Below are 19298 nucleotides of genomic sequence, written 5' to 3' on the forward strand. Positions count from 1 at the left end.
GATGAAGACTGTCTTCCTGCGTTTACAGCATGCCCTCGACGTCACCCGTCGAGCGGATTTCCTCGCCCCGCTGGCGCTGCGCCTGTACCTGGCGCCGGTGTTCTGGATGGCCGGCAGCCAGAAGCTGGCGGACATGCCGGCCACCATCGAGTGGTTCGGCAATCCCGACTGGGGACTCGGCCTGCCGTTTCCCGAACTGCTGGCCTGGCTCGCCGCGCTGAGCGAGGCCGGTGGCGCCGTGTTGCTGTTGTGCGGCCTGGCCGTGCGCTGGATCAGCCTGCCGCTGATGGTGACCATGCTGGTAGCGATCTTCGCCGTGCACTGGCCGAACGGCTGGCAGGCGATCGCCGATCCGTCCGCGCCGTTCGCCAACGCCCAGGTGCTGGAGGCTGGCGAGAAGCTGGCGCGAGCCCGGGAAATCCTGCGCGAATACGGCAACTACGACTGGCTGACGTCGAGCGGAAGCTTCGCCATCGTCAACAACGGCATCGAGTTCGCCGCGACCTACCTGGTGATGTTGCTCGCGCTGTTCTTCGGCGGCGCCGGCAAGTGGCTTTCTGCTGACTTCTGGATTGCTCGAAAATTGCGCTGAGATTTCTACCCATATCGAATAACCCGAAAGGCCCGTAGTAGAGGGCTTTTCGCTTTATTCGCATTGGAGATAAAAAGTTCCTCTGTAATGAAACATTTATCTCCATGCAATTTGGCTGCAATCTGCCATCGCCAAGATTCCCCCCAACACAAAGGGGCCGCCTTACGGCCAGCGCGGAACAAGGGGCGCGCTGTAGCCAGGCACTCGCGTGTTGCCAATGCACACACCATTAAGGGGAAATCTTCGATGATCCGTAAGCACTCGCTCGGCTTCGTTGCCAGCGCTCTGGCTCTGGCCGTATCTGCCCAGGCGTTCGCCGGCACCGTGACCACCGACGGCGCCGATATCGTGATCAAGACCAAGGGCGGCCTCGAAGTCGCCACCACCGACAAGGAATTCAGCTTCAAGCTGGGCGGTCGCCTGCAGGCCGACTACAGCCGTTTCGACGGTTTCTATACCAAGAATGGCAACACCGCCGACGCCGCCTACTTCCGCCGCGCCTTCATCGAACTCGGCGGCACCGCATACAAGGACTGGAAATACCAGATCAACTTCGACCTGTCGCACAACACCGGCAGCTCCGACAACGGCTATTTCGACGAAGCTTCGGTCACCTACACCGGCTTCAACCCGGTCAACCTGAAGTTCGGTCGCTTCGACCCCGACTTCGGCCTGGAAAAGGCCACCAGCTCCAAGTGGGTGACCGCTCCCGAGCGTAACGCCGCCTACGAACTGGCCGACTGGATCAACACCCACCAGGACGGCATGGGCGCCCAGGTCAACTCGACCTTCGCCGACATGGCCTACCTGTCCGCCGGCGTATCCGCCAAGGACGCCGACGACAGCGACGGCGACAGCGTCAAGCAGTTCAACTTCCGCGGCGTGTTCGCGCCGATGCACGAAGCCGGCAATGTTCTCCATGTCGGCGTGAACTATGCCTACCGCGACCTCGACGACACCGCCTTCGACTCGCGCATCCGTCCGCGCCTGGGCATGCGCGGCATCGCCACCAGCGGCGGCAACGACGCCGGTGACAACGGCAACCGCGCGACCTTCGGCGGTGTCTCCAACTCGCCGGCCGGTTCCTACAAGGACGATAGCGTCTGGGGCCTGGAAGGCGCCTGGGCGATGGGCCCGTTCTCGGCCCAGGCCGAATACCTGGCACGCAAGCTGAAGGCCGATGACAACGCCTACAAGGACATCAAGGCCAAGGGTTACTACGCGCAACTGGCCTACACCCTGACCGGCGAGTCCCGCCAGTACAAGCTGGAAGGTGCCAAGTTCGACTCCGTCAAGCCGGAAAACAAGGAAATCGGCGCCTGGGAAGTGTTCTACCGCTACGACAACATCAAGGTGGAAGACGACAACGTGGTCGCCGATACCGCCACTCGCGAAGTCGGCGACACCAAGGCCAAGGCCCACAACCTGGGCGTGAACTGGTACGTCAACGATGCGGTGAAGATCAGCGCGGCCTACGTCAAGGCGAAGACCGACAAGATCACCAACAACAATGGCGACGATGACGGCGACGGCTTCGTGACCCGTTTGCAGTACGTGTTCTAAGAAGCGACAACGATCTGCTCCTGTTTTCGGCCTCGCTCCGGCGAGGTCTTTTTAATCGCTTCCTTACCCGGTTGTGGCGATGTTGGCAGCCTGCAACCGGGTCTTTCTTTCGTTACAGGTCTACCCGCAGGTACTGGCAGGAATATCCGAAAGCCAGACGGTTATCGGCAGAAACTCTTGGTTTTCATTGCAGTCATGCAATCTTCGCAAGGTTGCCGCAATATATGAAACAAACTGTTACATCTGTCGCCCGGACCTGATGCCTCTAGGCTTGCGCCCTTATCCGACGGCCTCATCCAGGCGCTATCCGGCTGCCTGTCACAAAAGCTTTCGCGCTTTGCAGTCTCGCTGTCACAACCCATCCAGATGATCCCCCTCCAGCAGCGCCGGCCGGCGATAGAACCGGCCGTTTCCGCGCTGCTCAAGACCATTCGAAATCCGAACAGGGGACTTACCTGATGATTCGCAGACACTCGTGCAAAGGGGTGGGGAGCAGTGTTGCCTGGAGTTTGCTGGGCCTGGCGATTTCCGCGCAGAGCCTGGCCGGGACCGTGACCACCGACGGTGCCGACATCGTGATCAAGACCAAGGGCGGCCTCGAAGTCGCCACCACCGACAAGGAATTCAGCTTCAAGCTCGGCGGCCGCCTGCAGGCCGACTACGGCCGCTTCGACGGCTACTACACGAACAACGGCAATACCGCCGATGCCGCCTACTTCCGCCGCGCCTACCTGGAGTTCGGCGGCACCGCCTACCGGGACTGGAAGTACCAGATCAACTACGACCTGTCGCGCAACGTCGGCAACGACAGCGCCGGCTACTTTGACGAAGCTTCGGTCACCTATACCGGCTTCAACCCGGTCAACCTGAAGTTCGGCCGCTTCTACACCGACTTCGGCCTGGAAAAGGCCACCAGCTCCAAATGGGTCACCGCGCTGGAGCGCAACCTCACCTACGACATCGCCGACTGGGTCAACGACAACGTCGGTACCGGTATCCAAGCCAGCTCGGTGGTGGGCGGCATGGCTTTCCTCTCGGGCAGCGTGTTCAGCGAGAACAACAACGATACCGACGGCGACAGCGTCAAGCGCTACAACCTGCGCGGCGTGTTCGCGCCGCTGCACGAGCCGGGCAACGTGGTGCACCTGGGCCTGCAATACGCCTATCGCGACCTGGAGGACAGCGCGGTGGATACCCGGATCCGCCCGCGCATGGGCATGCGCGGCGTCTCCACCAATGGCGGCAACGATGCCGGCAGCAATGGCAACCGCGGTCTGTTCGGCGGCAGTTCGGCAGTCGAGGGGCTGTGGAAGGACGACTCGGTCTGGGGCCTGGAAGGCGCCTGGGCGCTGGGTGCCTTCTCGGCCCAGGCCGAGTACCTGCGGCGCACGGTCAAGGCCGAGCGCGACCGCGAGGATCTCAAGGCCTCCGGCTATTACGCGCAACTGGCCTACACCCTCACCGGCGAGCCGCGCCTCTACAAGCTGGACGGCGCCAAGTTCGACACCATCAAGCCGGAGAACAAGGAAATCGGCGCCTGGGAGCTGTTCTACCGCTACGACTCGATCAAGGTCGAGGATGACAACATCGTCGTCGACAGCGCCACCCGCGAGGTCGGCGACGCCAAGGGCAAGACCCATACCCTGGGCGTCAACTGGTACGCCAACGAGGCGGTGAAGGTTTCCGCCAACTACGTCAAGGCGAAGACCGACAAGATCAGCAATGCCAACGGTGACGATAGCGGCGATGGCCTGGTGATGCGCCTGCAGTACGTGTTCTGAGGCGCTCGGGCCCCGTCCGGCGGGCGGGGCTCGTTTCCGCAGGATGTTACCCGCGTCATGAAATTGCCTGGTGGATGTCCGGGCGGGCCGCCCAGCTTGACCCAGGGCACAGATCGCATGGCGGCATCTGGCTATGCTGGTCCCTCGGAAACGCTCTGGGAGGGACTGATGATCGGCTGGGGACGTGCCTGTATTGGCGTCGGGGGGCTGCTGTTGCTGGGCCAGTTGCTGGGGGGCGCCCTGCTGCTCGCGGACGACGGCGAAGCGACGCTGGCGGTCGAACACTTCTGGCAATTCGTCTTCCTGATCCCGGCGATCCTGGTGGCACTGGGAATGTTCGTCCTGCAGCATCACGTGGGTTCCTTCGCCCAGTTGTACCGCCGGCGTCTCGATGGCGCCTCCTACCTGCTGGTTTCCTGCGGCATCGCCCTGGTCCTGGGCAAGCTCTGCGTCCTGCTGCTCGCCTGAGCCCCTCGCGCGGCCCGGCATGTCCGGGTTTGCCCGAGGCATTCAGCTTCCTGATTTAGCCGGAGGGCGCTGAAACCCTTGGTTACACTGGCCTTCATCACACGAACAGGAAGGCAGGACCCCCTATGCAAAACCGCATGATGATCACCGGTGCCGGCTCCGGGCTGGGGCGCGAAATCGCCCTGCGCTGGGCGCGTGACGGCTGGCGCCTGGCGCTGGCCGACGTCAACGAAGCCGGCCTGGCGGAAAGCCTGAAACTGGTGCGCGAGGCGGGTGGCGATGGCTTTACCCAGCGTTGCGACGTACGCGACTACAGTCAACTGACCGCGCTGGCGCAGAGCTGCGAGGAGAAGTTCGGCGGCATCGACGTCATCGTCAACAACGCCGGGGTGGCCTCCGGCGGCTTCTTCGGCGAGTTGTCCCTGGAGGACTGGGACTGGCAGATCGCGATCAACCTGATGGGCGTGGTCAAGGGCTGCAAGGCCTTCCTGCCGTTGCTGGAGCGAAGCAAGGGCAAGATCGTCAACATCGCCTCGATGGCGGCGTTGATGCAGGGCCCGGCGATGAGCAACTACAACGTGGCCAAGGCCGGGGTGGTGGCGCTTTCGGAAAGCCTGCTGGTAGAGCTGGCGCTGGTCGAGGTCGGCGTCCATGTGGTCTGTCCTTCGTTCTTCCAGACCAACCTGCTGGACTCTTTCCGCGGCCCGAGCCCCGAGATGAAGCACCAGGTCGGCAAGTTGCTGGAGAGTTCGCCGATCAGCGCCGCCGACATCGCCGACTACATCCACGCCGAAGTGGCCAAGGGCAGTTTCCTGATCCTGCCCCACGAGCAGGCGCGGATGGCCTGGAGGATCAAGCAGCAGAATCCCCAGGCGATCTATGACGAGATGACCGCGATGGCCGGCAAGATGCAGGCCAAGCGTCAGCGCCAGGCCTGAGTGGAAATGGCTGCAGGCCAGCAGGGGCGCGGCTTTGCACCATTGCGGTGCGGCGCAGATAGTGCTTGCCCAAGGCGGTGCGATCGAGTAGCTTGAGTCACCGGCCTGCCTGCCGAAGTACGTTGGACCCCACAAGAAGCCTCGCTCATTTGCGAGGCTTTTTGCTTTTCCGCCCTCGCGCCCTGTGCTAGAAGGCTGCCTCTGCGAGTCCGTTCTGTTCTGGAGTACCCCTGTGGAGTCTGAATCCATCGTCTATGGCTGCATCCGCGACTGGCCGGGCGATTCGATGGAGCGGCGCATGCGTCGTGCCGCCAACCGCCGCGTGCTGGACAGCCTGCCGGGCGGCGAGGCCTGGCCGTTCCTCGGACGCGAGATGTTCAGCCGCTGCGAGCAGTCCGGGGCCGGGCTCTACCAGACCCAGATCATCCACTTCGGTGCCAGCTACCAGGCCATCGAATACGAGTGGAGCCTGTGGGTCGAGCAGTTCGAGGCGTTGCTCAGGCGCCTCTACTGGGCCAGCGCGGTGGTCCACCTGGAGACCGAAGTGAACGGCAGCCATACCTTTCGCTGGGAGTCCGAGCGTGGCTTCCATACCCCCCAGGAGAGCGACCTGCAGGTCCGCTGCGCCTGGGAGCGGGAGGGCGGGCGGCGGTGATCAACTACTTCTGGTTCGTCCTCGCGGCGTTCTGCGAGATCGCCGGCTGCTACGCTTTCTATCTCTGGCTGCGGCTGGGCAAGAGCGCCCTGTGGGTGCTGCCCGGCCTGCTCAGCCTGACCCTGTTCGCCTTGCTGCTGACCCGCGTGGAGGCCAGCTACGCCGGCCGCGCCTATGCCGCCTATGGCGGCATCTACGTCGCCGCGTCGCTGTTCTGGCTGGCTTTCGTCGAGCGCTCGCGGCCGCTATGGAGCGACTGGCTGGGCGTGGCCTTGTGCGTGGTCGGTGCCAGCGTCGTGCTGTTCGGCCCGCGCCTGTCTCAGTGACTCAGGCGGGGTGGGTGGCGCGCCCGTCACGGGCGCCGGTCCCCGCCGTCCCGGGCCGCCGCACCCCGAACCGGCGGATCACTGCGAAGTGTTGCGCTGTACGTCACCTTTTTCCTGATCCAGTTCCTTGAGCATCTGCGCGTAGGCATCGCAATCGCTCGGCCGGTTCTGTTCCGAGCGGGCTTCCTGGCGCTGGCGCAACTGCTCGTTGAGTTCCCTGGCCCGTTGCGGGTTCTTCTGGGTGATCGAGGCGACCTTGGTGGCGACTTCCTTGCCCATCTTTTCCGCCTCCGCTTCGGAACAGGCGAAGACCGGCGTGGCGACCAGCAAGGCGCAGGCGCTGGCGAGGGCGAAAAGCGGTTTCATGGCGTACTCCTGTGGGGTGGTCCTGAGCGGTGGAGCCCGGTCGAGCCGACAAAGTTCAGCCGCAACGCCGGACGGCGACCGATTCGAACCCTCGCGGCGGGTTGCGGGTCGCACGCATAGAGAGGGTGCGAAGGACCCTCGTTGCTTATGCCGCAGGAGGTATGCCATGACTCACGATTGGGATCTGGTCGAACGGTTGCTGCTGGAGGTCCGGCAGTCCGCCCATGAGAACTTCGCCCCGCGCGCCCATGCCGAACGCCTGGCCGAGGAACGCTCCCAGGCCGGGCAGCGGGTCGGCGACATGGATGCGTTGAAGCAGAAGGCCGCCGACTACGAGGCGATCCTGCTGGAGGGCGGCTTCATCGAACCGCGTCCGGAAGAGCAGGGCGGCAATGGCGAGAACTTCGTCCTCACGCCGCGCGGCGAGCGCCTGCTCGGCCTGATCGGCGGCGAGACGCCGAAGGCCGCCGAGGCTCGCCGGCTGCTCGAGGAGAACGGCAGCGAAGCGCTGCACGCCGAGCGCTTCGACCGTTTCGTCGCCGGGCTCTGAAACTGCGCCCGACGGGCGATCGGCGGGGCTTGTGAGTCGCCCGCGGCGCCACCATAGTGCGGAGCATGATGCCTATTTCATCCTCTTCCGCCCGCCGCGCCGAGCCGGCTCCGCGGCCCCTGGCGGAGTTCCATCCCGCCGTCCGCCAGTGGTTCGAACGCCACTTCGCCGCGCCCACGCCGGCCCAGGTCGAGGCCTGGCCGGCGATCCGCGAGGGGCTTTCGACCCTGGTCGCCGCGCCCACCGGTTCGGGCAAGACCCTGACCGCCTTCCTCGCCGCCATCGATGCCCTGGTGGTGGAGGGGCTGGCCGCCGGCGGCGAGTTGGCGGATGCCACCCAGGTGGTCTATGTCTCGCCGCTGAAAGCGCTGTCCAACGACATCCGCATCAACCTGGAGCAACCGCTGGCTGGCATCCGCGAGGAACTGGCGCGTCTCGGCCTGCCCGACGTCGATATCCGTAGCGCGGTGCGCACAGGCGATACGCCGCAGGTCGAACGCGGAGCGATGCGCAAGCGCCCGCCGCACATCCTGGTCACCACGCCCGAATCGCTGTACATCCTGCTCGGCTCGGAGTCGGGCCGGCAGATGCTTGCCGGGGTGCGCAGCGTGATCGTCGACGAGATCCATGCCCTGGCCGGCAGCAAGCGCGGCAGCCACCTGGCGCTGTCGCTGGAGCGCCTGCAGGCGCTGTGTCCGCGACCGCTGCTGCGGATCGGGCTGTCCGCCACGCAGAAACCGATCGAGAAGGTCGCGCGCTTCCTCGTCGGCGCCAGCGGCAATCCGCGCGATCCGGCCTGCCGGATCGTCGACATCGGCTATACGCGCCCCCGCGACCTGGGCATCGAGGTACCGCCGGTGGCGCTGGAAGCGGTGATGTCCAACGACACCTGGGAGCTGGTCTACGACCGCCTGGCGCACCTGGCCGGCGAGCACCGCACCACCCTGGTGTTCGTCAACACCCGGCGCATGGCCGAGCGGGTCACCCGCTTCCTCGCCGAACGCCTCGGCAGCCGCCAGGTGGCGGCCCACCACGGCAGCCTGGCCAAGGAGCTGCGCCTGGATGCCGAGCAGCGCCTCAAGGCCGGGCAATTGAAGGTACTGGTGGCGACCGCCTCGCTGGAGCTGGGCATCGATATCGGCGACGTCGAGTTGGTCTGCCAGTTGTCGTCGCCGCGCTCCATCGCCGCCTTCCTGCAACGGGTCGGGCGTTCCGGGCACAGTGTCGGCGGCACCCCCAAGGGCCGGTTGTTCCCGACCTCCCGCGACGACCTGGTGGAATGCGCGGCGCTGCTCGACAGCGTGCGCCGTGGCGAGCTGGACAGCCTGGTGCTGCCACGCCAGCCGCTGGACGTGCTGGCGCAGCAGATCGTCGCCGAAGTGGCCTGCCAGGAGTGGCGCGAGGACGACCTCTATCGGCTGGTGATCCGCGCCGAACCCTACGCCGGGCTGGAGCGCGAGCGCTTCGACGAAGTCCTGCGGATGCTTGCCGAGGGCTACCACTCACGCCTCGGCGTGCGCGGCGCCTATCTCCATCGCGATGCGCTCAACGGCCTGCTCCGTGGCCGCCGTGGCGCGCGGCTGACCGCGCTGACCTCGGGCGGGACCATTCCCGATACCGGCGACTACAGCGTGCTGCTGGAGCCGCAGGGCCTGCTGGTGGGGACGGTCAACGAAGATTTCGCGGTGGAGAGCCTGGCCGGCGATGTGTTCCAGCTGGGCAACACCTCGTACCGGATCATCCGCATCGAGCCGGGACGGGTACGGGTCGAGGACGCCCAGGGCCAGCCGCCGAACATTCCGTTCTGGCTGGGTGAGGCGCCGGGGCGCAGCGACGAGCTGTCGGCCAGCGTGGCGCGCCTGCGCGACACCCTCGACGAGCTGCTCGGCGAAGGCCAGGCATTGCCGGAAGGGCAGCGGCTGGAGCCAGCCATCGCCTGGCTCGGCGCCACCCTCGGGCTGGACGATGGCGCCGCGCGGCAGATCGTCGAGTACCTGGCCCGCGCCCGCCAGGCCCTGGGTGGCCTGCCCGGGAGCCGGCGGCTGGTGATGGAACGCTTCTTCGACGAATCCGGCGGCATGCAACTGATCATCCACAGTCCCCACGGCAGCCGCCTCAACCGCGCCTGGGGCCTGGCGCTGCGCAAGCGTTTCTGCCGCAGCTTCAACTTCGAGCTGCAGGCGGCGGCCACCGAGGACGCGATCATCCTCTCGCTGTCCACCAGCCACAGCTTTCCCCTCGACGAGGTCTGGCGCTACCTGCATTCGGCGAGCGCCGAGCACCTGTTGGTACAGGCCGTGCTCGACGCGCCGCTGTTCGGCGTGCGCTGGCGCTGGAACCTGACCACCTCGCTCGGTTTGCCGCGCTATGCCGGCGGTCGCAAGGTGCCGCCGCAACTGCTGCGGATGAAGAGCGAGGATCTGCTGGCCAGCGTGTTCCCCGACCAGGTGGCGTGCCTGGAGAATATCGTCGGCGAGCGCGAGGTGCCCGATCACCCGCTGGTGGCGCAGACCCTTGACGACTGCCTGCACGAGGCGATGGATTGCGAGGGCTGGCTGGCCCTGCTGCGCGACATGGAGAGCGGCGCGGTGGACTTGCTGGCGCGCGACCTGCCGGCGCCTTCGGCGTTGGCGGCGGAGATACTCACCGCGCGTCCCTACGCCTATCTCGACGATGCGCCGCTGGAGGAGCGGCGTACCCAGGCGGTACAGAATCGCCGCTGGAGCGATCCCGAGTCCGCCGACGACCTCGGCGCCCTGGACCTTGAGGCGATCGAGGCGGTGCGTGGCGAGGCCTGGCCGGAAGCGCGCAACGCCGACGAGATGCATGAGGCGCTGAACAGCCTGGGCTTCCTCACCTCGGGCGAGGCCGAGGCCAATCCGGGCTGGGGGGAATGGCTTGCGCAACTGTCGGAGCAACGCCGCGCCGGACGCCTGGACTGCGCAGGCAGCACTCTCTGGCTGGCGGCGGAGCGCCTGCCGGCGATGCGCCTGGTGCATCCCGCGGCGAAGGTGCCCGACGCTTTCCAGGCGCCTCGCGGCTATCCGCCGCCGGACTCGGCGGAAGCGGCGACCGTGGAGCTGACCCGCGCCCGCCTGGGTGGCTTCGGGCCACGCACGGCCGGGCAGTTGGCGGCCGACCTGGGCATCGGCCTGGCCGACCAGCAGTACGCGTTGGCCGCCCTGGAGCGCGAAGGCTATGTGCTGCGTGGCCGCTTCAGTCCTGGCGCGACGGAAGAGGAGTGGTGCGAACGCCATCTGCTGGCGCGCATCCATCGCTATACGGTGAAGCGCCTGCGCCGGGAAATCGAGCCGGTGGAGCGCGCCGATTTCATGCGTTTCCTGTTCGACTGGCAGCGCCTGGCGCCGGGCACCCGTGGCCGGGGTGCGGAGTCCCTGGCTACGGTGGTCGAGCAGCTGGAAGGCTTCCAGGCCGCGGCGGCCGCCTGGGAAAGCGAACTGCTGGCAGCGCGGGTGGCCGACTACGCCAGCCATTGGCTGGACCAGCTGTGCCGTTCCGGACGCATCGTCTGGGCGCGCCTGGCCGGACGCAGCAAGGCCGCCGGCGGTCCGCTGCGCAGCGCGCCGATCGTGCTCCTGCCGCGCCGCGAGCTGGGGCTCTGGAGCGTCCTGCAGCGCGACGCGCCGGAGCCGGAACTGTCGCCGCGCGCGGCCAGGGTACTGGAGGTGCTGCGCGAGCAGGGTGCATCGTTCTTCGACGAACTGAGCCAGGATGCCCACCTGCTGCGCAGCGAGCTGGAGAACGCCCTCGGCGAGCTGGTCTCGGTCGGCCGGGTCAACGCCGACAGCTTCGCCGGGCTGCGCACCCTGCTGATGCCGGCGGACAAGCGCAGCCGCCAGGAGCGCCGCTCGCGCGGCCTGCCGGGCGGCATGCAGGACGCCGGGCGCTGGGCGCCGCTGCGCCGGGCGAAGGCGGAAGAGGCGGGGCAGCGTTTGCCGGCGGAGGTTCTCGAACATGTCGCCCGGACCTTGCTGCGGCGCTATGGGGTGGTCGCCTGGCGCCTGCTGGAGCGCGAGGCCGACTGGCTGCCGCCGTGGCGCGAGTTGCTGCGCGTCTACCATCGCCTGGAAGCGCGCGGCGAGATTCGCGGCGGGCGCTTCATCGCCGGCCTGGCCGGCGAGCAGTTCGCCTTGGCGGAAGCGGTCGGCCTGTTGCGCGAGGTGCGCAAGCGACCGCCGGATGGGGCGATGCTGGTGGTGTCGGCAGTCGATCCGTTGAACCTGGTCGGCGGCCTACTACCCGGCGAACGGGTGCCGGCGGTGACCGGCAACCGCCTGCTCTATCGAGACGGAGCGCCGCTGGCGGCGCTGGTAGCCGGCAAGGTGCGGATGCTCGCGGAAGTCGACGGCGAGACCGCGCAGCAGATCCGTGCGCTGCTGATCCGCCGTCACTGAGGCCCGCTCAGCGCAGGCTCAGATGGCGGCTGAGCAGGGCCCGCAACGCGGCCGGCTTGACCGGCTTGGACAGGTAGTCGAGGCCGGCGGCGTGGATCTCCGCCACCAGTTCCGGCCGCGCGTCGGCGCTGATCACCACGCCCGGCACCGGCTCGCCCAGGCGCGTACGCAGCCAGGCCATCAATTGCGTACCGGTCTCGCCGTCGTCCAGGTGATAGTCGATCAACGCCAGTTGCGGGCGCATCTCGCTGTCCAGCAGCGTGGCGCATTCCTCGCGGCTGCGCGCGGTCCAGACCTGGCAGCCCCAGCGGCTGAGCAGGCTGTTCATGCCGGCGAGGATGCTGTCTTCGTTGTCCACGCAGAGCACCTGGGCGCCGTTCAGCGCTTGCGCCGGTTCGGCCTTGTGGCCGTTGGCCAGGGCCGGCGGCGCCTGCCGCGCCAGCGGTACGCGGACGCTGAAGACGCTGCCCTTGCCCGGCCAGGAACGTACCTCCAGCGGATGGCCGAGGACCTTGCAGAGCCGGTCGGCGATCGCCAGGCCGAGACCGAGGCCTTTCTCCGCGCGGGTCTGGTGGCTGTCCAGGCGCTTGAACTCTTCGAAGATGACTTTCTGCTTGTCCGGGGGGATGCCCGGCCCCTGATCCCAGACTTCCAGGCGCAGGTAGCCGTCCTCGCGGCGCACGCCGAGCAGCACGTGGCCCTTGGCGTAGCGGAAAGCGTTGGTCAGGAAGTTCTGCAGGATGCGCCGCAGCAGCTTGATGTCGCTGTCCACCCGCAGCTGGCTGCCGCGCAGGCGGAAATGCAGGCCCTGTTCCTGGGCCAGCGCCTTGAACTCGACGCCGAGGGCATCGTAGAGGTTGTTCAGCGGGAACGGGTTGCGTTCGGCGCTGACCCGGCCGCTTTCCAGGCGCGAGATGTCCAGCAGGTCGGTGATCAGGTCCTCGGCGGAACGCAGCGACGAGTCGAGGTGCTGCACCAGGTCGCGGACCTCGCCGGGCAGCGCGTCCTGGTGGGCGAGGGCGGCGGAGAACAGCCGCGCGGCGTTCAGCGGCTGCATCAGGTCGTGGCTGACGGCGGCGAGGAAGCGGGTCTTCGACTGGTTGGCGGCCTCGGCGTTGCTCTTCGCCTCGCTGAGTTCCTGGTTCAACTGCGAGAGTTCCTGGGTACGCTCCTGGACCCGCTGTTCCAGCGACTCGTTGGCGCCCTTGAGGCCCTGTTCGGCCTCGCGGTAGGCGGTGATATCGGTGAAGCTCATGACGAAGCCGCCGCCGGGCATCGGGTTGCCGATCAGCTCGATGACCCGGCCGTTGGGGAACAGCCGCTCGGAGGTGTGTGGAGTGCCCTGGCGCATCCAGTACAGGCGCTTGGCCACGTGCATGTCCGGATCGCCGGGCCCGCACAGGCCGCGATCGGCGTTGTAGCGGATGATGTCGGCGATCGGCCGGCCGACGTAGATCAGCCCGTCCGGGTACTCGAACAGCTCCAGGTAGCGGTGGTTCCAGGCCACCAGGCGCAGCGACTGGTCGACCACGCTGATGCCCTGGGTGATGTTCTCGATCGCGCCCTGCAGCAGGGCGCGGTTGAATTGCAGCACCTCGGAGGCTTCGTCGGCGATCCGCACCACGTCCTCCACCTGCATCTCGCGCCCTTCGATGGCGGCCTTCACCACCGCCCGCGCCGAGGACGCGCCGAGGACCCCGGCGAGCAGGCGCTCGGTGTGCGCGATCCACTCGTTGTTGGCGGTCTGGTTCGGGGTGAAGCCCTTGCCCTGGCGGTAGGCGAAGCGGATGAAGCTTTGCCGCGCGCGTTCCTCGCCGACGAAACGCGCGGCGAGCATCAGCAGGTCTTCCACCTGCACCGCGAGCATGAAGCGCGAGTTCTGCCGCTGGGAGATCTCCTGGCCGATGAAGCGGCTGGCCTGCCAGTGCTCGGACACGCGGGTGCGCGAGAGCACCGAGACCAGGCCGAACAGGGCGAAGTTGCCGACCAGCGAGATCAGCACGCCCTGGGTCAGCGGCTCGATCGGCAGGCCGAAGGGATTGCTTGCCAGCCAGGTCAGGCCGGGGATGCGCTCCAGCGGCCAGCCGAGGCCCTTGGCCACCACCGGCAGGACCAGCGTATAGGCCCACAGCAGCGAGCCGGCGGCGAGGCCGGCGAAGACCCCGCGGCGGTTGGCCTGTTTCCAGTACAGCGCGCCGATCATCGCCGGGCCGAGCTGGGCGATGGCGGCGAAGGCGATCTGGCCGATGGTCGCCAGGCTGGCGCTGGAGCCGAGCAGGCGGTAGGCCACGTAGGCGAGCAGCAGGATCACCGCGATGCTCACCCGGCGTACGGTCAGCAGCCAGTGACGGAAGGCCTCGAAGGGCCGTTCGGTGTCCTTTTCCCGGCGTCGCAGCAGCCACGGCAGGAGCATGTCGTTGGAGACCATGGTCGACAGCGCGACGCTGGCGACGATGACCATTCCGGTGGCGGCCGAGGCGCCGCCAATGAATGCCAGCAGGGCCAGCGCCGGGTGCGCCTCGGCCAGCGGCAGGCTGATGACGAAGGAGTCCGGCATTACCCCGGCGGGCAGGTGCAACTGGCCGGCGAGGGCGATCGGCACCACGAACAACGCGGCCAGCACCAGGTAGATGGGGAACACCCAGCGCGCCAGGTTGAGGTCGCGCGGCTCGATGTTCTCCACCACAGTGACGTGGAATTGCCGCGGCAGGCACATGATCGCGGTCATCGCCACGCCGGTCTGCAGCAGCATCGCCGGCCAGTGCACGGTCTCTTCCCAGTAGTCGGCCAACTGCGGCGCGGCGCGGGCCTGGGAGAAGAGATCGGCGAAGCCGTCGTAGAGGCCGAAGGTGACGAAGATGCCCACGGCGAGGAAGGCGGTGAGCTTGACCAGCGACTCGAAGGCGATGGCCAGGACCATGCCGCGGTGGTGTTCGGTGACATCCAGGCTGCGGGTACCGAAGACGATGGTGAACAGCGCCAGCACCAGCGACACGATCAGCGCCGTGTCCTGGGCGCGGGTACCGGTGGAGTCGGCGCCGGAGCCGATCAGCAGGTTCACCCCGAGGACGATGCCTTTCAGTTGCAGGGCGATATAGGGCAGCACGCCGACCATGCAGATCAGCGCCACCACCACCGCCAGCGCCTGCGACTTGCCGTAGCGGGCGGCGATGAAGTCGGCGATGGAGGTGATGTTCTCCTGCTTGCTGATCATGATCATCTTCTGCAGCACCCAGGGCGCGAATAGCATCAGCAACACCGGTCCGAGGTAGATCGGCAGGAACGACCAGAGCTGGTCGGTGGCCTGGCCGACCGCGCCGAAGAAGGTCCAGCTGGTGCAGTACACTGCCAGGGAGAGGCTGTAGACCCAGGCGCGCAGGCGGGGAGAGAGCGGGGTGCGGCGACGGTCGCCATAGAAGGCGATGGCGAACAGGATGGCCATGTAGACCAGGGCGACCACGGCGATCAGCCCGATGGACAGCGACATGCGAACTCCGATGATGTCCCCGCGTGAAGCTGGCGTGAGGCGGGGGTCTTGCTTTCGCGCCAGTTTCGCACTTGTCGGCCCGCGCGTCAGGCCGCCTGCGACCAAGGTCGCACGCATGCTTGAGCCGGACGCGCGGAGTTGGTAGCGTGCCGGGCTGCGTGAGCGCGGACGGCCCCGGCGGCCGGCTGTCCGTTCATCGTAGCCGGTTTCGGCTGCGGCACTAAACGCGGCCGCTACGCTCTGATGGGAGCGGAGTTTTGCGTCGATGTCGAGGAGGGCGCCCATGTTCAAGCCGCTACCGATCACCCTGCAGCGCGGAGCCTTGCGTCTCGAGCCGCTGGTGGAAGCGGACATTCCCGAGCTGGTGAGCCTCGCCGAAGCCAACCGCGAGGCGCTGCAGTACATGGACGGACCGACGCGGCCGGACTGGTACCGCCAGAGCCTCGCCGAGCAGCGCGAGGGCAGGGCGTTGCCGCTCGCCGTCCGCCTCGGTGTGCAACTGGTCGGGACCACGCGCTTCGCCGAGTTCCTTCCCGCCTTGCCGGCCTGCGAGATCGGCTGGACCTGGCTCGACCAGGCCCAGCACGGCAGCGGCCTGAACCGCATGATCAAGTACCTGATGCTCAAGCATGCCTTCGACAACCTGCGCATGGTCCGCGTGCAGCTCAGCACGGCGGCGAGCAACCTGCGCGCCCAGGGCGCCATCGACAAGCTCGGCGCGCAGCGCGAGGGCGTGCTGCGCAACCACCGGCGGCTGGCCGGCGGGCGGCTAGACGACACCTTCGTCTACAGCATCACCGACCACGAATGGCCTCAGGTCAAGGCGGCGCTGGAAGCCAGCTTCACCGGCTGAAGCCGGTTCCGTCGCTCCTGCGGTATGCTGGGCGGCCCGTCCGGACGGGCGAACGAGGAGACGGCAGTGCCGGACGAGACGAGCGGAGAACACACGCATTTCTGGCGCGCCGCCGAACTGGGCGGCGTCGAACTGCTGCACGCGCGCTATGTGGAGCAGCGCTTCGCGCCGCACGTGCACAGCAGCTTCGCCCTGGTCATCATCGAGCAGGGCGCGCAGCGCTTCCGCCATCGTGGCGGCGAGCACCTGGCCCCGCTGGGCAGCATGGTGCTGATCAACCCCGACGAAGTGCACACCGGCTCCAAGGCCCATGATGCCGGTTGGCTCTATCGCGGCTACTACCCGGAAATGGAACAGATCGACGGGATTCTCGACGAGCTGGAAATCCATCATGGCGGCGTGCCGCGCTTCGCCGACAGCGTGATCCACGACCAGCCCCTGGCACGCGCCTTCGTCCACTTGCACCGCCTGCTGGCCGAGCATGCCGACAGCCTGGAAACCCAGACCCGCTGGCGTGAGACGGTGCTCGCCCTGTTCCGTCGCCACGCCCGTCTGCCAGAAGCGCCGAAGGCCGGGCAGGAGCCGTTGGCGGTGGCCCGTGCCCGCGAACTGCTGGCGGCGCGGTTGCTCGATCCGCCTTCGCTGGAGGAACTGGCGGCGGCGGTCAATCTGTCCCCGTTCCATTTTGCCCGGGTCTTCCGTCGCGCCACCGGCATGCCGCCCCACGCCTGGCTCAGGCAGCGCCGCCTGGAGCAGGCCAGGGCACTGCTCAAGAGCGGCCGGGCGCCGCTGGAGGTGGCCCTGGAGCTGGGCTTCGCCGACCAGAGCCACCTCGGTCGCCAGTTCAAGCAGGCCTACGGCGTGGCACCGGGTGAATACCGCTCGGCCTGCGCGCGCTCATCCTTGACGATCTACGAATAAGTCAAGCTCACATTTGCAAATCATTTGTATTTACGTTCTTTACGATTTGCCGTAATTTTGCGCCCCACTTTTTCCTGCGTCCCTGGGGGAGCCTCGATGTCGTCCGTGAGTTCGTTGTCGCGCCTGGCCGTCGCCATCGCGCTGGGTGTGTCCATGCAGGCGGCGCAGGCCGAAGAGGAAGCCAAGGAGCTGGGCACGGTCACCGTGGTCGGCGACTGGCTGGGCGAAGCCGACCAGGCGGTGGTGCAGAACCATCCCGGTGCGCGCAGCGTGGTGCGTCGTCGGGAAATGCTCGAGAGCGGTGCGCAGAACGTCCGCGACGTGCTGCGCAAGGTGCCCGGCGTGCAAGTGCAGGACAACAACGGTACCGGCGGCAGCGACATCTCCCTGAACGTCGGGGTGCGTGGCCTGACTTCACGCCTGTCGCCGCGCTCGACGGTGATGATCGACGGCGTGCCGGCGGCGGTGGCGCCCTACGGCCAGCCGCAGCTGTCGATGATGCCGCTGTCCATCGGCAACCTGGAGAGCATCGACGTCGTGCGCGGCGCCGGCTCGGTGCGCTACGGCCCGCAGAACGTCGGCGGGGTGATCAACTTCGTGACCCGGGCGATTCCGGAGAAGTTCTCCGGCGAAATCGGCACTACCATCGAGCATGCCGGCCACGGCGGCTGGAAGAAGCTCAACCAGGCGTTCCTCGGCGGGACCGCCGACAACGGCCTGGGCGTGGCGCTGCTGTATTCCGGGGTGAAGGGCGCCGACTACCGCGACGGCAACAACGACAACGATATCGACGACGTGCTGCTCAAGACCCATTGGCAGCTCACCGACAGCGACCAGTTGGCGGCCAACTTCCACTACTACGACGCCTACGCCGATATGCCGGGCGGCCTGACCCAGGCGCAGTACGACGACGATCCCTTCCAGTCGGTACGCGACTGGGACAATTTCCGTGGTCGGCGCAAGGACTTCTCGCTGAAGTACACCCGCCAGGTCGACGACCTCACCCAGTTCGAGGTGCTCACCTACTACAGCGACAGTTTCCGCGGCAGCAGCATCGCCGCGCGCAACCTCAGGACCATCACCTCGTACCCGCGCGACTACCATGTGTTCGCGGTGGAGCCGCGGGTCTCGCGGATCTTCTTCGCCGGCCCGACCACCCAGGAGATCGGCATCGGCTACCGCTACCTGAAGGAAGCGATGAACGAGCGTGCCAGCCAACTGGCACTGGTCGACAATGTGCCGACCGTGCGTCCCGGCTCGGACGGCCATACCTACCAGGACCGTACCGGCGGTACCGAGGCCAGCGCCTTCTACATCGACGACAAGATCGATGTCGGCAACTGGACCATCACCCCCGGCATCCGCTTCGAGAAGATCGACAGCGACTGGCGCGACCGCCCGGTGCTCGGCCTGAACGGCAAGCCGGTGCAGGAGAAGAAGCGCAGCAAGGACTACAACGAACCGCTGCCGGCGCTGAGCCTGATGTATCACTTGAGCGACGAGTGGAAGCTGTTCGCCAACTACTCCGAATCGTTCGGCAGCCTGCAGTATTTCCAGCTCGGCCAGGGCGGCAGCGGCAACGATACCGCCGCCGGCCTGGAGCCGGAGAAGGCCAAGACCTACGAACTGGGCACGCGCTACGACAACGGCAGCTGGGGCGGCGAGATCACGCTGTTCTACATCGACTTCGACGACGAGCTGCAGTACGTCAGCAACGACGTCGGCTGGACCAACCTCGGCGCCACCAAGCACCAGGGCATCGAGACTTCCGGCCACTATGACTTCGCCGCTCTCGATCCGCGCCTGGACGGCCTGTCGGTCTACGGCAGCCTCACCTATACCCGCGCCACCTACGAAGGCGACATTCCCTCCTTCAAGGGGCGCGACCTGCCGCTCTACTCGCGCCAGGTGGCCACCGCCGGGGTGCGCTACGAGGTCGACCGCTGGACCTACAACCTCGACGCCTTCGCCCAGTCCATGCAGCGCGCGCCAGGGCTGAGCACCGACAGCCAGGGCAACTTCACCCACAACTACATCACCGAGCCCAGCGCCGACGGCCAGTACGGCGACATTCCCGGCTACGTGACCTGGAATGCCCGCGTCGGCTACGACTTCGGCCCGCAGGCGTCGAACCTGAAGCTCGGACTCGGGGTGAAGAACCTGTTCGACAAGCAGTATTTCACCCGCTCCAGCGACAACAATTCGGGAATCTACGTGGGTCAGCCGCGAACGCTGTTCATGCAGGCCAGCGTCGGTTTCTGAATATTCGGATGCGACTTGGCGCATCGTCCGACGACAGGCGTCCTGCGGTAACGCGGACGCCTGTTCTATGATGGGCGCGGAATTTCCATCGGAACGCTGTGGCCTGATCCGCGGTCCATGC

Annotated in this window: 14 protein-coding genes; 12 read left to right on the forward strand and 2 right to left on the reverse strand. The window is 66.9% G+C overall.

Going from position 1 to position 19298, the window contains the following annotated elements:
- The first annotated feature begins 1 nt into the window (after position 1).
- The 7 genes from ACYAF3_RS19830 to ACYAF3_RS19860 all read left to right on the forward strand — a co-directional run bounded on the left by ACYAF3_RS19830 (position 2) and on the right by ACYAF3_RS19860 (position 6323).
- Positions 2-592 carry an HvfX family Cu-binding RiPP maturation protein gene (locus ACYAF3_RS19830; protein WP_003117603.1) on the forward strand — a complete coding sequence of 197 codons (591 nt, stop codon included), beginning with the start codon at positions 2-4 and terminating at the stop codon, positions 590-592.
- 246 nt (positions 593-838) lie between these two features.
- Positions 839-2155 (forward strand): outer membrane porin OprO, encoded by a 1317-nt coding sequence (gene oprO / locus ACYAF3_RS19835; RefSeq protein WP_031632533.1) that lies wholly within the window; start codon positions 839-841, stop codon positions 2153-2155.
- A gap of 458 nt (positions 2156-2613) precedes the next feature.
- Positions 2614-3936 (forward strand): outer membrane porin OprP, encoded by a 1323-nt coding sequence (gene oprP / locus ACYAF3_RS19840; RefSeq protein WP_003119678.1) that lies wholly within the window; start codon positions 2614-2616, stop codon positions 3934-3936.
- Between the two features lie 168 nt (positions 3937-4104).
- Positions 4105-4404 carry a hypothetical protein gene (locus tag ACYAF3_RS19845; RefSeq protein ID WP_003091621.1) on the forward strand — a complete coding sequence of 100 codons (300 nt, stop codon included), beginning with the start codon at positions 4105-4107 and terminating at the stop codon, positions 4402-4404.
- A 125-nt stretch (positions 4405-4529) separates the two neighbouring features.
- Complete coding sequence (locus ACYAF3_RS19850) at positions 4530-5342, forward strand: SDR family oxidoreductase (protein WP_003091619.1); 813 nt, start codon at positions 4530-4532, stop codon at positions 5340-5342.
- Positions 5343-5574: 232 nt separating this feature from the next.
- Positions 5575-5997 carry a hypothetical protein gene (locus ACYAF3_RS19855; RefSeq protein WP_003091617.1) on the forward strand — a complete coding sequence of 141 codons (423 nt, stop codon included), beginning with the start codon at positions 5575-5577 and terminating at the stop codon, positions 5995-5997.
- A complete protein-coding gene (locus ACYAF3_RS19860; protein ID WP_003111657.1) occupies positions 5994-6323 on the forward strand; it encodes a YnfA family protein in 330 nt (109 codons plus the stop codon). The genes ACYAF3_RS19855 and ACYAF3_RS19860 overlap by 4 nt, the downstream gene beginning before the upstream one ends.
- A gap of 78 nt (positions 6324-6401) precedes the next feature.
- Here ACYAF3_RS19860 and ACYAF3_RS19865 read toward each other — a convergent pair whose 3' ends face one another.
- A complete protein-coding gene (locus ACYAF3_RS19865; RefSeq protein WP_003091615.1) occupies positions 6402-6689 on the reverse strand; it encodes a hypothetical protein in 288 nt (95 codons plus the stop codon).
- Between the two features lie 166 nt (positions 6690-6855).
- Between ACYAF3_RS19865 and ACYAF3_RS19870 the strand changes: the two genes are divergently transcribed.
- Together ACYAF3_RS19870 and ACYAF3_RS19875 are read left to right on the forward strand one after the other, a co-directional pair.
- On the forward strand, positions 6856-7239 hold the full coding sequence (locus ACYAF3_RS19870; RefSeq protein ID WP_003091614.1) for a hypothetical protein: 384 nt from the start codon (positions 6856-6858) through the stop codon (positions 7237-7239).
- A 68-nt stretch (positions 7240-7307) separates the two neighbouring features.
- On the forward strand, positions 7308-11654 hold the full coding sequence (locus tag ACYAF3_RS19875) for a DEAD/DEAH box helicase (protein ID WP_003158328.1): 4347 nt from the start codon (positions 7308-7310) through the stop codon (positions 11652-11654).
- 7 nt (positions 11655-11661) lie between these two features.
- Here ACYAF3_RS19875 and ACYAF3_RS19880 read toward each other — a convergent pair whose 3' ends face one another.
- Positions 11662-15141 carry a PAS domain-containing hybrid sensor histidine kinase/response regulator gene (locus ACYAF3_RS19880; RefSeq protein WP_003117605.1) on the reverse strand — a complete coding sequence of 1160 codons (3480 nt, stop codon included), beginning with the start codon at positions 15139-15141 and terminating at the stop codon, positions 11662-11664.
- Between the two features lie 265 nt (positions 15142-15406).
- Between ACYAF3_RS19880 and ACYAF3_RS19885 the strand changes: the two genes are divergently transcribed.
- The 3 genes from ACYAF3_RS19885 to ACYAF3_RS19895 all read left to right on the forward strand — a co-directional run bounded on the left by ACYAF3_RS19885 (position 15407) and on the right by ACYAF3_RS19895 (position 19177).
- Entirely contained in the window at positions 15407-15994 is a 588-nt protein-coding gene (locus ACYAF3_RS19885; RefSeq protein WP_003119682.1) for a GNAT family N-acetyltransferase, read from the forward strand.
- A gap of 66 nt (positions 15995-16060) precedes the next feature.
- On the forward strand, positions 16061-16915 hold the full coding sequence (locus ACYAF3_RS19890) for an AraC family transcriptional regulator (RefSeq protein WP_003115566.1): 855 nt from the start codon (positions 16061-16063) through the stop codon (positions 16913-16915).
- 96 nt (positions 16916-17011) lie between these two features.
- Positions 17012-19177 (forward strand): TonB-dependent receptor family protein, encoded by a 2166-nt coding sequence (locus ACYAF3_RS19895; protein WP_003091606.1) that lies wholly within the window; start codon positions 17012-17014, stop codon positions 19175-19177.
- The last annotated feature ends 121 nt before the right edge of the window (positions 19178-19298 follow it).

It is taken from the genome of Pseudomonas sp. TZ252 (genome assembly GCF_056110345.1).